Genomic DNA, 14,474 nt, shown 5'->3' with positions numbered 1-14,474 from the left:
AATCGTGGCCCGCATGGCGGCCACGCTGTCGGTCACCGTCACCATCGCGTACGGCCCCCCATATCGGTCTGCACCCGTCCCGGATGGAACGCGAGGACCGTGATGCCCCGGTTGGTGCCTGTGATCACGGCTGTGGCCATATCGATCTCCTTCCTCAAAAAAGGCCAGGCCAGGTCAGCAAACCAACCAATCCTTGTAGGCAACCAGTTCGCCGATGCTCTCTGCGGCGACCATCGCCCTGCCGACCGCACGGGTCATGCAGTCGGCTGCCAAGGCACCGATTCCACCCAGAATCGCAGGCTCGACCGGGTTCTCCAGAGTCCCCGTAGCGAGGCAGAAGACGGTATCGCCGTCGAACGGCGTATGAATCGGTCGGATCGCGCGAGCCAGTCCATCGTGCGCCATGATTGCGACCCGTCGCGCCTGGGCGCGATCCAGGGCAGCGTTCGTCGTAACCACGCCGATTGTCGTGTTCTCGGCAGGGAACCCCTTCACCGACGCATCAAGTTCCATATCGCCGGCCTGCAGATCGCGCGGTGGTGACCCCATTTCCTGTTGCTGCTCGAAGAGCGATGCCCAGAGCGTGCGGGTTCCGGGAATGATCGCAGAGCCGGCCGCGTTCACGGCAACCAGCGCACCAACCTGCAAGCCGTCGTCGGTTATTGCCGAAGCGCTTCCGAGCCCACCCTTCAGAGCGCCGGCGGTTGCACCGATACCGGCTCCGGCGTTGCCCAGTGCCACGTCCGAACCAGCGGACTGTGCCGCAGAACGGCCGAGTTCACGATAGGGCGGCGTATCGCGCCAGCTCTTGTCGCCGCCGTTGGCGAGATCGTACAGGATGGCCGCCGGCACGATGGGAACGATATGACCGCCAGCTGCGAAGCCGCGCTCCTGATCGACCAGCCAGGCCATCACGCCGCTCGCCGCGTCCAGACCGAAGGCCGAGCCGCCCGACAGCACGATGGCGTCAACCGCATCCACCAGACAGGTCGGGTCGAGCGCCTCGACATCGCGTGTTCCCGGTGCACCGCCACGCACATCCGCACCGGCGACACAGCGCCGCTCGGGGAGGACCACGGTGGTTCCGGTTCGCGCGGATCGGTCCTCGGCCTGGCCGACCAGAATGCCATCGACGTCCGTGATCAGGTTCCTCGGGCCGGGTGCGACAGCCATTGGCCGTTCCTTTGTTGCATGCGGGTTGCGGCCTCTGACGCCGCAATGAACAATAGCGCGACCGTCTCGGAGAACCAGACCATGCGCTGCCTTCTCTTGCCCGCTGTCGCGACCCTTCTGCTCTCGGGACCGGCCACAGCCGGCGAACCGGTCGTGTCCGAGGACTTCATGGTCTCGACCGCCAACCCGCATGCGACCATGGCGGCGCGCAACGTCATCCTGGCAGGTGGCAGTGCGGTCGATGCGGCAATTGCGGCTCAGCTCGTGCTGACACTGACGGAACCCCAGTCGTCCGGCATCGGCGGCGGCGCTTTCATGCTGTACTACGACGCGGCGACCGGCACCGTGACCTCCTACGACGGCCGCGAAACTGCCCCCGCGGCCGCGACCGGCGATCTCTTCCGCCATGGCGACGGCACGCTGATGGGTTGGACCGAAGCGGCCGAAGGCGGCCTGCCGGTCGGTGTTCCCGGCGTCGTGCGGATGATGGAGCTGGCCCACGGGAAGCACGGCAATCTGCCATGGGATCAGCTGTTCGCCGAACCGACCGCCCTGGCCGAGGGCGGCTTCGAGATCTCCCCGCGGCTGCATGAGGTCCTCAGCCGGGTCGAGGGCCCGGAGCGGTTTCCCGTGTTCTACGATCTCTACTTCACCGAATCAGGCGAACGCAAAGCCGTCGGCACCGTGCTGACCAATCCTGCTCTTGGCCTGAGCTTCCGCATGATCGCCCAGAGCGGCGCGGACGCCTTCTACGAGGGTCCGCTCGCCCAGGCGATCGTCGATGCCGTGACAACGACCGAGGTCAACACGGCCGCGATGACGGTCGATGATATCGCCGCCTATGAGGCCATTGAGCGCCCGGCCATCTGTGTCGAGTATCGCGTCTGGACGGTCTGCGGCATGGGGCCGCCTTCCAGTGGCGGTGTGACGGTTGCGCAGATTCTGCTTCTGCTCGAGGGGTTCGACATGGCGGCGGTCAAGCCGGGCTCCGTCGAGGCCGTGCACCTCATCTCGGAGGCCCAGCGCCTAGCCTATGCCGACCGCAATCTCTATCTCGCCGACAGCGACTTCGTCGCCATTCCGGTCGAGGCCTTGCTGGACGAGGACTACCTTGCCGAGCGCGCCTCGCTGATCGACCCGGAGGCGTCGATGGGCACGGCGGAGGCCGGAGCGATCGACGGCTGGGACCACGCCGCGCTCGCGCTGGACGACGGCCATCACGGCTATTCCACAAGCCACATCAGCATCGTCGACCGCGAGGGCAACGCCGTGTCGATGACCACCAGCATCGAACGCGGCTTCGGTAGCCGGCTGGTGGCGGGCGGATTCATGCTCAACAACGAACTGACCGATTTCTCGTTTGAAGCCGAGCGCGACGGGGTGCCGATCGCCAACCGCGTCGAACCCAACAAACGTCCGCGTTCGTCGATGGCACCCTCGCTCGTGTTCGATACCGAGGGCAACCTCGTCATGGCGGTCGGCACCGTCGGTGGCTCACGCATCATCTGCTACGTCACCAAGACCCTGATCGCGGTACTCGACTGGCAGCTCGACATTCAGGCCGCGCTCGAACTGCCCCATCACGTCAATCGCAACACCGCAACCGAGCTTGAGGACGGCACCGGGCTGACGGCGCATGTCGACGCTCTGGAAGAGCTCGGGCACAAGGTCACGACCCGGTCGATGACGACAGGCCTTGCCGGCTTTTACATCGAAGACGGAATCATCTATGGCGGCACCGATCCGAGGCGCGAGGGAACCGCGCTTGGCGAATAGCCCGGAGTACGTCAGTGTCCCAAGGTCTACCCGAGGTACGGCTGAAGCCCGGTGCCCACAAGCGTGCCGTTCAGGGGCACCCCTGGATCTTTTCCAACGAGATCGCCATGGATGCGACCGCCAGGGCGCTGGAACCGGGTAGACAGGTGCGGATTGCCGGTGCCAACGGCACAGGTTTCGGAACCGCCTTCTTCAACCCTCATTCGCTCATCGCCGCGCGCCTGGTTTCCCGCGACGCGGGGGTCATGCTCGATCGAAAGGAGCTGGAACGGCGTCTGGTCGCGGCCGCTGCCCTGCGCGACCGCCTGTTCGACGTGCCGCACTACCGTCTCGTCCACGCCGAGGCCGACGGCCTGCCCGGCTGCGCAATCGACCGTTATGGCGACATCGCGGTCTGCCAGATCAACAGCGCCGGGATGGATCGGCTGGCGGACGACCTCGCCCAGGCGCTGATGGCGGAGATCGGCGTGACCAGCGTCGTGCTGCGTGGTGACAGCCCGGTGCGCAAGCTCGAGGGTCTGGACGAGTCGTTCCGTGTCGTCGGGCCGGAGCCGGACGCCATCGTGAGCGTTCTTGAGAACGGCCTTGCCTATAACGCCGCACCGGTGAGCGGCCAGAAGACCGGCTGGTTCTTCGACCAGCGCGACAACCGGGCGTTCATGGCCCGGCTCGCCAAAGGCGCAACGGTGCTCGATGTCTACAGCCACACTGGCGGCTTCGGCATTGCCTGTGCCGCAGCCGGCGCGAGTCGCGCAACGATGGTGGATCGGTCGGAGTCAGGCCTCGAACTGGCGCGCGCGGCGGCCGAGGCCAACGGCGTTGCCGGGCGGTGCGACTTTGAAGCGGCCGATGCCTTTGCGGAGCTCGGCCTCTTGCGCGACCGGGGCAAACAGTTCGATATCGTGATTTGCGATCCTCCGGCCTTCGTCCGCACGAAGAAGGACCTGGGCGCTGGCCAGAAAGGCTATCGCAAACTCACCCGGCTGGCCGCGCGCCTCGTTGCACCCAGCGGTATTCTGGCGATGGCGAGTTGCTCCCACCACGTCGACACCCAGAGCTTCCTGTTTCAGGTGCACCGCGGTCTGCAGGATTCCGAACGCAGCGGCGCGATGCTCCGGGTTACGGGTGCAGGGCCCGATCACCCGATTCATCCCAGCCTGCCGCAATCGGCCTATCTGAAGTTCGCGGCCCTCAGCCTCGATCGGGAAGGCTGAGCCGGAAGCGCGTCCCCTCGGGACCGGTCGTCGCCAGTTCCAGATCGCCGCCATGGGCCCGGGTCAGTTCGCGCGCTATGGCCAGACCCAGCCCGGTGCCGCGAGAACCCTCGGCGAAGGCCTCGAACAGCTGGTTCTGTACCCGCTCGGGAATACCGGGCCCGGAGTCGGCGATGTCGATATTGGTGACGCCGTCGCCGCGCTCCACCGCAACCGTGATCGCGCCACCCTCGTCGCCCATGGCCTCGGCGGCGTTGCGTGTCAGATTCAGCAGCACACGAAACATCTGGTCGCGATCGGCGTTGACCACGACCGATGGGCTGACGCGGTTGTCCCACACGACCGCGCCCATGCCGCTGCCGGTCAACGCATTGGCGACGTCATCGACCAGCGGAGAGAATTCGAAGCGGCCTAAATGAAGGTCCGGCTCGTCGGCCCGGGCATAGCGCAAAGTGTCCTGGCAGAGCTTCACGGCACGATCGATCGAGGCCAGCACCACCGGCACCTGGCGCTGCACCTCGGGATCGCCCGACATGCTCAGCCGATCGGACACCAGCGCAGCGGTCGTCAGGATGTTGCGCAGGTCGTGGCTGATCTTGCTCACCGCCGAACCGACCGCTGCGAGCCGGGTGCGCTGCTGCAACGCCTGCCGCAGGCCGCGTTCCATCTCCGCCAGCTCACGCTGGGCAATACCGATCTCGTCGCTCCGGTTGCTGACCTTGATCGAGCGGGACATGTCCTCGGGCGCCTCCCGAAACGCGATCAGATTCTCGGTCATCCGCTGCACGGGCCGGACCATGATGCGCTGCAGGGCGAAGAAAACGAGGCCGGCCGTGATCACCGAAATCACGATCGAGAGGCCCAGAATGCGCCAGCCGAAGTCGATCATCGCGGTCTTGAGCGGATCGGCGGGAACGACGAGTTCAACAAGCGCGTCGCTATCGGTGCCGCGCGGCTTTCCGGTGACCAGAATGATCGCCTCGTCGCGCCCCAGCAGCATCGTGAAGGTATCGACAATGAGACGGGGAATGCTGCGCTGGGCAAGATCGTAGCTCGCGCCGACCTGCTCCGGGCGACCGAGCATGAGATAGGACGCCTCCTCCATTTTCAGTGCGATGGAGCTCACGCCGACATAACTCAGCAATTTGTCCTCGAGTTCCGGCGAGACCTGACCACCGGGTGCCGCACGCACCGTCAGCGTGGCCTGATAGGCGGCATCAATCTTCTCTTGCAGGTAGTCGACCCGGAAGCGTGAGACCGACGGCACGAAGATAAGCACCTCGGCGATCATCACGAACACGATGGTCAGCACGACAAGGCGCGCCGAAAGACCGCGCCAGAAATACGGCATCTCGATGGTTGCACCTGCCATGCCCGAAACTATACGGGCAACGGCCCCGCGCGCCCATCGCCTTCGGTGGCCGACTAGCCGAACCTGGCCAGCATCCGGACAACTCGCTTCATGCCGTCGCCGAACACCTTGGGCACGTAGTAGGAGCCCGCGGCACGCTTGTTGATCTCGCCCATGGTCGGATAGGGCACGATGATCGAGGTCATTGCACCGATCTTCATGCCCTGCGAGATCGCGAGAATCCAGGGCTGGAGCAACTCGCCCGCGTTGGCACCGACAATCGAGGCGCCCAGCACCTTGCCCTTCCTGGTCGTCACGACCTTGACCAGGCCCTCTGTCCGGCGCTCGGCAATCGCCCTGTCGTTGTCGTGATAGGGGTGACGCAGGACCGTAACGTCGCCATGCTCCTTGCGGGCCTGCTCCTCGGTCAAGCCGACATGGCCCATCTCGGGATCGGTGTAGGTCACCCAGGGCAGAGCCTTCAGGTTGACCTTCGAGGGCACACGCAGCAGCAGGTTCCGGATCACGATGCCGGCGTGATAGTTCGCGAGATGGGTGAACTGGAAGCCGCCGGCACAGTCGCCGATGGCGTAGATCCTGGCGTTGGACGAACGCAGGCGGTCATCGACCTTGATGCCACGGCGGTCGAAGTCGACACCGGCCTTGTCAAACCCCATGTCGTCGACATTGGGGATTCGTCCGGCAGCGATCAGAAGATGGCTGCCTTCCACCTCGCACCTTGCACCGTCGCTCTCGTAGGTGATCACGATCCGTCCGGCCTCACCCGCGATGCCCTCGAGCGCCACCTTCTCCAGAAGCTCGACGCCGTCGTCGACCAGGCTCTGTTTCACGACGGCAACCAGTTCCTGATCGTCCTTGGGCAGGATCGTACCCCTGTCGAGGATCGTGACCCGGCAGCCGAGCTGGCGATGGGCCTGGGCCATCTCGGAGCCGATCGGACCGCCACCGATCACCAACAGGTGCTCGGGCTTCTCGGTGTTCTCGAAGATCGTCTCGTTGGTGAAGAACGGCACCGTGTCGAGTCCGGGCACCGGCGGAACCGCCGCCCGGCTGCCGGTCGCCACGACGAATCGCCGTGCCCGGATCGTACGTCCGCCCGCCTCGACGGTATCGCGCCCCGTGAAGCGCCCGCGCGCCGAGACCACATCGACACCGAAACCGCTGTAGCGTTCAACCGAATCGTTAGGTTCGATGGTCGCGATGACATCGCGGATGTGCGCGTTGACCGCTGCGAAGTCGATCTCCGGCTCGACGGACTTCACGCCGAACTGTCCGGCGTGCCGCATGTTGTGCGCTGCATGGCCGGCGGCCAGCAGAGCCTTCGAGGGCACGCAGCCGAAGTTGAGGCAGTCGCCACCCATCTTGTGGCCTTCGATCAGCGCCACCCTGGCGCCCATGTGGCTGGCGGCGTAGGCCACCGACAATCCGCCGGAACCGGCACCTATGACGCAGACATCGAACCGCTCGTCGGCCATGGAACTCTCCTGGTCGTATGAAACAGAGTATAGGGGTGAAGGGTACGAACGGACAGCGCCTCAGGACCCCGTGGCGTTGCCCGCTCTGCCCTTGATCTTGCGCCACACAATGGGCGCCAGCGCCACGATCGCCAGACCTGCGAGACCGATGATGATCTCCCGGTTGACCGCGTTCTCCAGCGAGAACTCCTCGCCCGAGACGAGGATGTCGCCCAGTCCACTGCCGATGAAGTTGAAGACGGCGCTGCCGGGGATGATCCCGATGAAGGTCGTCATGATGAACAGCCGGGTCGACACACCGAGGAAGGCGGGAACCAGGTTGACCACGACGAAGGGGAAAACGGGCATCAGGCGGAGGAAGAGCAGATAGCTGAAGGCGTCGCGATGGAAACCTTCCTCCATGCGCCCGAGATAAGGCTTCACCTTTTCGCGCAGGGCCTCACCGAATGACGTGCGGGCGGCGATGAAGAGGATCGTTGCGCCCGTCGTGGCACCGATCACCGTAAACAGCGTCCCGAGCAGCCAGCCGAACAGAAAGCCACCGATCAGCGTCAGCAGCGATGCAACCGGCAGAGACGCCGCCGCCGCAATGGCGTAGACCACGACGAACAAGATGGCCGCCACGACAAAGTTGCTTTTGACGAAGGCCCGAAGCTCCTCATAGTTCTCCTGAAGTGTCGCGAATGTCGCGTGCTCCTGAGCACCCGAAGCGAAGAACGCCACCATGATCGCCGCAATTGCGGCGATCGGCAGCAGCCTCTTCATGAGGCTGTTCTTCGGCTTCGTTTCGACAGTCTCGTCCTGGGTCATGGATGGTCGCCCTGCTCGTTTCTCTCATCTACGATCCCGGCCCCGAGGGAAGAGATCGCCCCGTCACGCATGAGACTATGGGGAACGCCCGGCCCGACAAAAAGGCGGCGTCACCCGTTCGTGAAGACTGGTGACGGCACGGCGTTGACACCCTCGGGCCCGTCACCTATACAGCGCCGCTCGCGCAGTTTGACCTGTTGCGCGGCAAGAGTCATGGAGAATTGACGGTGAAGCGCACCTTTCAGCCCAGTCGGATCATCCGGAAGCGCCGACACGGCTTTCGCGCCCGCATGAAGACCGTAGGCGGCCGCCTCGTGCTTGCACGCCGGCGTGCCAAGGGTCGCAAGCGTCTGTCAGCCTGACGTTCATGCCCGAGGCCGTTGCGCGTCTGAAGCGGAGGCGTGACTACCTTCGCGTTGCGGCCGCACGGCGCAAGGCTGTGACGCCCGGCATGGTCGTTCAGGCCTGCGCGCGCAGCAACGACGACAACAACGAGATCCGGGCCGGATTCACGGCCAGCCGCAAGGTGGGTAACGCCGTCGTGCGCAACCGCGCCCGCCGGCGCCTGAAGGCCCTGGCCGACGAGCTCCTGCCCGAGGGCGGCCTTCCTGCGACCGATTACGTCCTGATCGCCCGCCAGGCCACGGCGCAGCGCGATTTCCCGGCCCTGCGCCACGATCTCGAATCGGCGCTTGGCCGACTTGCCAGGGGACGCTCATGAACCGGATCGCCGCAGCCCTCATGAACGCCCTGATCGCGGTTTACCGCTACGGCATTTCGCCGTTCACGCCGATGTCATGCCGCTACATGCCGACCTGCTCGGCCTATGCCGAGGAGGCGATTCGCCGGCACGGACCGTGGCGCGGCGGCGGGCTTGCGCTGCGTCGCGTATCGCGTTGCCACCCGCTGGGCGGACATGGCTACGATCCCGTCCCTGAAACCGCATCGGGCTCCGGGCCCGGACGTTTAAGGAGTCCCTGATGCAATCGGAACAGAGAAACGTCTGGCTCGCGATGGCGATCATCGTCCTGATGTTCGTCTGCTATCAGGTGTTCTACGAGATCCCGCGTATCGAACGGGAGCAGCGGGCGATCGAGCAGCAGCGCGAACTGGCCCGGCAGGAGCGCGACACGCTGCCCGAAGTCGCCTCGCCCGACGGGGTGAGTGTCACGGAACCCGAAGAGTTCGTTGCGGTTCAATTGACGCGTGGCGAAGCCCTGGCGCTTTCGGCCCGCGTGCCGATCGAGACGCCGAGCCTGCATGGTTCGGTCGCGCTGACGGGCGGCCACCTCGACGACCTCACGCTGGTCCGCTACCGCACCGGGATCGATCCCGAGTCGCCCGAGGTGATCCTGTTCTCCCCGGTCGGCGGTCCCTCTCCCTACTTTGCCGATTTCGGCTGGCTCTCCGAAACGGGCGCGCAGGTGACACTGCCCGACAAGGACACGGTCTGGCAGGCCTCAGGCAGCAAACTGACGCCCGAGACACCGGTGACGCTGACCTGGGACAACGGCGAGGGACTGGTCTTCACACGCACGTTCGCGATCGACGACAAGTACATGTTCACCGTCGAGCAGAGCGTTGCGAACAATGGCGGTACGCCCGTGACCCTGCTGCCCTACGGGCGGGTGAAGCGCTACAACACGCCCGAGACCCTGGGCTTCTACATCCTTCACGAAGGTCTGATCGGCGTCTTCAACGAGACCCTGGAAGAGGTCGACTATGACGACCTCTCCGATCCCGACGAGACCGCCGAGGTCGGATACCAGAGCCCAAACGGCTGGCTCGGCATTACCGACAAGTACTGGCTCACCGCGCTGATCCCCGACCAGTCCGATTCGTTCAACGGTCGTTTCCTGCAACATCTCCAGAGCGGACCGATTGACACCTACCAGGCCGACTTCTACCGCAGCGCGATCACCATCGAGCCGGGTCAGGCAACCACTGCGACCGATCGTCTGTTCGCCGGTGCCAAGGTCGTCACCGAGCTCGACACCTATGCGGAGCAGCTCGGCATTCCGCTGTTCGACCGCGCGGTCGACTTCGGCTGGTTCTACTTCATGACCAAGCCGATCTTCTTCGTCCTGCTCTGGCTGGCAAACCTCTGCGGCAACTTCGGGGTCGCCATCCTGCTTCTGACCGTCGCGATCAAGCTGATTTTCTTCCCGCTCGCCAACAAGTCCTACAAGGCGATGAGCAAGATGCGCAAGCTTGCGCCGGAAATGAAGGAGATGCGCGAGCGCTACAAGGAGGACAAGCAGAAGATGCAGCAGGAGATGATGGCCATGTACAAGCGGGAGAAGGTCAATCCCGCGTCGGGCTGTCTGCCGATCCTGATCCAGATTCCGGTCTTCTTCGCGCTCTACAAGGTGCTGTTCGTCACGATCGAGATGCGCCACGCGCCATTCTATGGCTGGATCGACGATCTCAGCGCGCCGGACCCGACCGTCATCTGGAACCTCTTCGGCCTGCTGCCGTTCGATCCGACCGCGTTCCTGCCCGGCTTCCTGCTGATCGGCGCATGGCCGTTCCTGATGGCCTGCACCATGTGGCTGCAACAGAAGATCAGCCCGCAGCCGCCCGATCCGATGCAGGCGCGCATCTTCATGTTCATGCCGCTGATCTTCCTCTTCATCTTCGCCACGTTCCCCGCGGGTCTGGTGATCTACTGGACCTGGAACAACCTGCTCTCGATCGTGCAGCAGTGGTTCATCATGAAGAAGGAAGGCGTCGATTAGCGTATCGTCCTCCAGCCCGTGAGGCAGCGGGTGCCCGCCACGCCATCGAAGCCGCCGATGCCGAGCTGCAACGTTCGCCTCCAATGGCGGTGCAGATCATCCCTGTCTCACGGTGCAGGTCGGGTGCCTCTGCATATCGGGTAACGTTCACAGCCCAGAAAGGGGTCGCCGGTTGATCTGTTCGTCCGCATCACCATCGGGCTTCCACAACGGGGACAGCCCGATGATCGCCGATGGGCTCCGGCCTGAACGTTTCGGAGATGTAAGCGTTCGGTCTCTCGACCAGGCTCTAGTCGCTGGGCTCTGATCTCAGCAATCACACGGAGAACTTCTTCTTGTGACATCACACGTTCAATCTTCGATCGTACGAACTGGCGAAGCTGTCGGATACCCGAAACGACATTCGTTGGCATCACAGTCTTGAATTTAGAGTTTCCGACAAATACAACGACATCATGTATCTGGTCAGATCGAAGTTTCAGTAGTCGCTTCACCGCTAACATGTGATGGTTATTTTGCCTTATGGGATTGAAGAATCTGTATTTTTTCTTGTGAAGGATCTGCGTCCAGTTCTGCTGATCTTCACGGCCGAAGATCCATCCAGACAGGTTCTTGGTCTCCACAACAAAGACCCCGTAGGGTGACACGATCAGATGGTCGATTTGGGTCGTCCCGGTCCTCGTCGGCAATGTCACGTTGTCGATGACCTGATATCCAGCGTTGCCAAACGAGCGGCTAATGCTTGTGCTGACCCTCCTCTCGGCACGATCGCCCTTGGCCTTGGCCGTAGGGGACGTGGCGAAACGGACAAGAAAAACCGCGGCCAAGACGAAAAAAGCGGCCAGAGATATGATGGGCGCGATTTCGATTTTTCTTGTCCCTGCTAAGTGGCGTGTGTTTCACGACTATTTGATTGCAATATGCCGATCAACCCCTGTCGAGCTGCGGTTGGTCGGCCCTGAGAAGATCGGGGCGGGCTCTCAAGACCGTCACCTCGTCGAGTCGATGCCTTCCGGGCCTCCTGCGGACAGCCGCTGAACAGAGTCGGGACCAGAACCGGGTCTGATCAAGATGTAGGTTGTATCAGAAAATCCACGAGCCACAGACCCAAGCCGCTGGCCAGTTGTTCTATGACGTGGTCGGTTGCTGTTCCGATCTGACGGGACTGGTTCAGTCTGGCCGGGTCAATACCGGTGCTGTCAACAATACGTGACGTCACCATGATCAAAACAACGACACAGAACTGCCGATAGCGGACCGATTCCCCCTAGCGTGCGTCCCCCCGATAGCCTCTGAGTCCGCGCACCATATGTGTGCTCGCCGAGTGTGAACAAACCGACAGACACGGCGCTACCAATGACGCCGAACCCTGTGTGGTATCGCGAACCAACCCGCCGACGAACAGCAATCATAAGTTGTTGAGACGGCCTATCGACGAATGTTCGTGACCTTGGGATGCCAGCCGCCTTTGCGCTGTTGTCGGAACGTGGGGACAGTCGAGCGGCGCGGGTTATCCTGCTTGCGATTGGCCTGCAGGCGTCGAGGTTCGCGCACCGTCACAAGGTCGGCGACCCGGCCCATGGCTTCTGGCAGTTTGAGTCGAGTGGCAGTACACGCGGTTTATGATGCGATTGAGCACGACAACACGCTGGCACACACCTCTCCCGCTTGCCACTCTGGACGCATCCGAGTATAGTGTCAATGGATTCTGAATCCCGCTTGGTCAAAGCAACCCCCGATTTCTTGCTTCGAGCGAAACCCAAGGAACGGGCACAAAGAAAAGGAGGGCTTACCCATGCGCAATCTGATCGTCAGTTGTGACGGCACATGGAACACACCGGATCAGATGAAGGACGGCGTACCCACGCCGACGAATGTGGTTCTTCTGCATAATGTACTGGCCGAGAACGATGCAGAAGGGCGTATGCAGCTCACTTACTATCATCCCGGTGTCGGCACCGACGGAACCTGGCATAACAAGGTCTTGGGCGGCGGGACCGGCGATGGCCTCAACAAGAACATCCAGAGCGCCTATAAGTGGCTGTGTGACAACTACCGGGCTGGAGACCGCATCTATCTGTTCGGTTACAGCCGCGGAGCCTATACCGTTCGCAGCCTGTCGGGCCTCGTCGTGTCCTGTGGTCTGCTGAACCCGAACGGGCTCAGCGACGGAGAAATCTGGCAAGGTGTCGAGAACGTATTCTCTAAAGCGTATCGTCGGCAGACGACACCCGATCAGGTTGCCTCAATAGCAGGCTACGCGTTCACGACAGGGGTAGATATCCACTTCCTGGGCGTCTGGGATACGGTTGGTGCCCTCGGGATCCCCGACAACCTTGTGATCCTGAACCTGCTTGAGGATCGTGACTCCCACACGTTCCACAATACGAGCCTGAGCGCGCACGTCCTGCACGCCCGCCATGCCGTCGCGCTCGACGAGATGCGTGCCAACTTCGTGCCGACACTCTGGACTGAGACGAACGACCACCCGGATGCGAAGCAGGTCTGGTTTCCCGGCGGTCACGGCGATGTCGGTGGTGGCTGGCCTGAGCGCGGTCTCTCTGATGGCGCACTCAGCTGGATGATTGACGAGGCGCAGAAACAGGGCCTTGGAATCCAGGAAGACCTGATCGGTCAGATCGAACCGGACCCGAGGGACGTTCTCCACAACACGCTTGATGGTATGTACGCCATGCTTCGTACCCAGCCGCGCCCGTCGCCGGAGATTCTGGAGGAACATGTGGGGGAGACCTTGCATGAATCGGCATGGGAGCGGCATGTGCGGCCGCCGATCACCCAAGCGCCCTATCGCAAGACGAAGCACCTCAAGATCAACGATTCCGTCACACTCGACATCTTCTCAAGGGACCCATGGAACGAAACTGGCGTCTTCCTGAACGCCGGAGCGACCTACACGTTCGAGGCACACGGTGAGTGGCTCGACGGCAACATTCCAAGTGGCCCCGGCGGGGCCGACGACGATCAGTTCTACCTAGGTGAATTCGTTACAGCGATCGGAACGCTTATTGGCAAGGTCGAAGGCATTTTAAAGGAGATCACCAAGAACGAGCAGGCTGACCTCAAAGGCTCGAAACGGTACGAGAAGGCTCCCTGGTTCTGCTTGATGGGGGCGATCGCGAATGCTGGTGACGAATCGCTGCATGAGGTGTTCAAGATCGGCACGGCAACCGAACTCGCCATTCCCTACAACGAAACGCATCGCGCCGGATACCTCTACTGCTTTGCGAACGATGCCTGGCACTTCTATGGCAACAATCGGGGTAAGGTGACGCTCAAGGTCACGCGGACAGCCTGACGCGGGGGGTCGGTCTGCGCTGGTGCCGGGGGGTAGGAGCGGGTGCTTCGTAAAAGGATGATGTTGTTGTTGGAGAGCAACGAACGCTGGACAAGTGGCTCGGGTGAGTCTCTACGCTCACGAGGCCAACGACGGCGCAAAGACCGAACGGCAGGCTGTCGACGACCCTTCATTTCCTTACGGTGGAATGGCTGTGGGTACCAAGGTATGCGCAGACATGACTTATGTTCTTTTTGGCCACCGGTGGTCCGGTTCCCTAACCGTAAAGATGGTGCTTGCGGAGATCGGCGCGCGCTATGAGGTCCGCGATGTGGACAGGGAGGACAAAGCACAGCGCGACGATGCCTATGCCATTGTCAATCTGCAGCGTAAGATTGCCGCTTTCCTCACTCCCGACGGAGCGACGCTCACGGAATCGGTTGCGATCCTGCTGACGCTTGTCGGACGCCATCCCGGGACGATGCTCTTGCCCGAGGACGCAGCGGAACGGGTGCGGAACCTTGCCCGTTCCATCCGGCACCGACGCTGGCTGCGTGTCGAACGCGCGATTGCAGGGAGAGAGGCACCCTAGGAGAAAAACACCCTGTACTTCTACCTTCA

At 62.8% G+C, this 14,474-nt stretch carries 13 protein-coding genes; 8 read left to right on the top strand and 5 right to left on the bottom strand.

Annotation, left to right across the window (positions count from 1 at the left end; genetic code table 11):
• Window positions 1–174: 174 nt before the first annotated feature.
• Window positions 175–1,173 (bottom strand): P1 family peptidase, encoded by a 999-nt coding sequence (locus tag GDA49_13160; GenBank protein ID MBC6441326.1) that lies wholly within the window; start codon window positions 1,171–1,173, stop codon window positions 175–177.
• 81 nt (window positions 1,174–1,254) lie between these two features.
• Between GDA49_13160 and ggt the strand changes: the two genes are divergently transcribed.
• Window positions 1,255–2,949, top strand: coding sequence for a gamma-glutamyltransferase (gene ggt, locus GDA49_13155; GenBank protein ID MBC6441325.1), 1,695 nt, complete (start codon window positions 1,255–1,257; stop codon window positions 2,947–2,949).
• Window positions 2,950–2,963: 14 nt separating this feature from the next.
• Window positions 2,964–4,163, top strand: coding sequence for a class I SAM-dependent rRNA methyltransferase (locus GDA49_13150; protein MBC6441324.1), 1,200 nt, complete (start codon window positions 2,964–2,966; stop codon window positions 4,161–4,163).
• Here GDA49_13150 and GDA49_13145 read toward each other — a convergent pair.
• Genes GDA49_13145 through GDA49_13135 form a run of 3 tightly spaced genes read right to left on the bottom strand, consistent with a single transcriptional unit; the run spans window position 4,141 to window position 7,820 of the window.
• A complete protein-coding gene (locus GDA49_13145) occupies window positions 4,141–5,535 on the bottom strand; it encodes a HAMP domain-containing histidine kinase (protein ID MBC6441323.1) in 1,395 nt (464 codons plus the stop codon). The genes GDA49_13150 and GDA49_13145 overlap by 23 nt on opposite strands.
• Before the next feature lie 53 nt (window positions 5,536–5,588).
• Entirely contained in the window at window positions 5,589–7,010 is a 1,422-nt protein-coding gene (locus GDA49_13140; protein ID MBC6441322.1) for an FAD-dependent oxidoreductase, read from the bottom strand.
• A 60-nt stretch (window positions 7,011–7,070) separates the two neighbouring features.
• Window positions 7,071–7,820: a TVP38/TMEM64 family protein gene (locus GDA49_13135; protein ID MBC6441321.1), complete on the bottom strand. Its 750-nt coding sequence runs from the start codon at window positions 7,818–7,820 to the stop codon at window positions 7,071–7,073.
• A 227-nt stretch (window positions 7,821–8,047) separates the two neighbouring features.
• Between GDA49_13135 and rpmH the strand changes: the two genes are divergently transcribed.
• From rpmH to yidC, 4 genes are read left to right on the top strand one after another with little or no spacing between them, the layout of a single operon-like run.
• Window positions 8,048–8,182 carry a 50S ribosomal protein L34 gene (rpmH, locus tag GDA49_13130; GenBank protein ID MBC6441320.1) on the top strand — a complete coding sequence of 45 codons (135 nt, stop codon included), beginning with the start codon at window positions 8,048–8,050 and terminating at the stop codon, window positions 8,180–8,182.
• Between the two features lie 5 nt (window positions 8,183–8,187).
• Window positions 8,188–8,541 (top strand): ribonuclease P protein component, encoded by a 354-nt coding sequence (gene rnpA, locus GDA49_13125; protein ID MBC6441319.1) that lies wholly within the window; start codon window positions 8,188–8,190, stop codon window positions 8,539–8,541.
• Window positions 8,538–8,801, top strand: coding sequence for a membrane protein insertion efficiency factor YidD (gene yidD / locus GDA49_13120; GenBank protein MBC6441318.1), 264 nt, complete (start codon window positions 8,538–8,540; stop codon window positions 8,799–8,801). The genes rnpA and yidD overlap by 4 nt, the downstream gene beginning before the upstream one ends.
• Window positions 8,801–10,558, top strand: coding sequence for a membrane protein insertase YidC (yidC, locus tag GDA49_13115; GenBank protein ID MBC6441317.1), 1,758 nt, complete (start codon window positions 8,801–8,803; stop codon window positions 10,556–10,558). The genes yidD and yidC overlap by 1 nt, the downstream gene beginning before the upstream one ends.
• Before the next feature lie 107 nt (window positions 10,559–10,665).
• On the opposite strand, the gene GDA49_13110 is transcribed toward yidC, so the two are convergent.
• Window positions 10,666–11,385 carry an NERD domain-containing protein gene (locus tag GDA49_13110; protein MBC6441316.1) on the bottom strand — a complete coding sequence of 240 codons (720 nt, stop codon included), beginning with the start codon at window positions 11,383–11,385 and terminating at the stop codon, window positions 10,666–10,668.
• Window positions 11,386–12,353: 968 nt separating this feature from the next.
• Between GDA49_13110 and GDA49_13105 the strand changes: the two genes are divergently transcribed.
• Window positions 12,354–13,874: a DUF2235 domain-containing protein gene (locus tag GDA49_13105; protein ID MBC6441315.1), complete on the top strand. Its 1,521-nt coding sequence runs from the start codon at window positions 12,354–12,356 to the stop codon at window positions 13,872–13,874.
• 217 nt (window positions 13,875–14,091) lie between these two features.
• The gene (locus GDA49_13100; GenBank protein ID MBC6441314.1) at window positions 14,092–14,445 is read left to right on the top strand and encodes a glutathione S-transferase N-terminal domain-containing protein; all 354 of its coding nucleotides are present in this window, start codon (window positions 14,092–14,094) and stop codon (window positions 14,443–14,445) included.
• Window positions 14,446–14,474: the final 29 nt, after the last annotated feature.

This window comes from Rhodospirillales bacterium (assembly GCA_014323865.1).
Taxonomy (GTDB): Bacteria; Pseudomonadota; Alphaproteobacteria; order SP197; family SP197; genus SP197.
The sequence above is the reverse complement of the archived record's forward strand: the minus strand, read 5'-3'. Positions and strand labels throughout refer to the sequence as shown.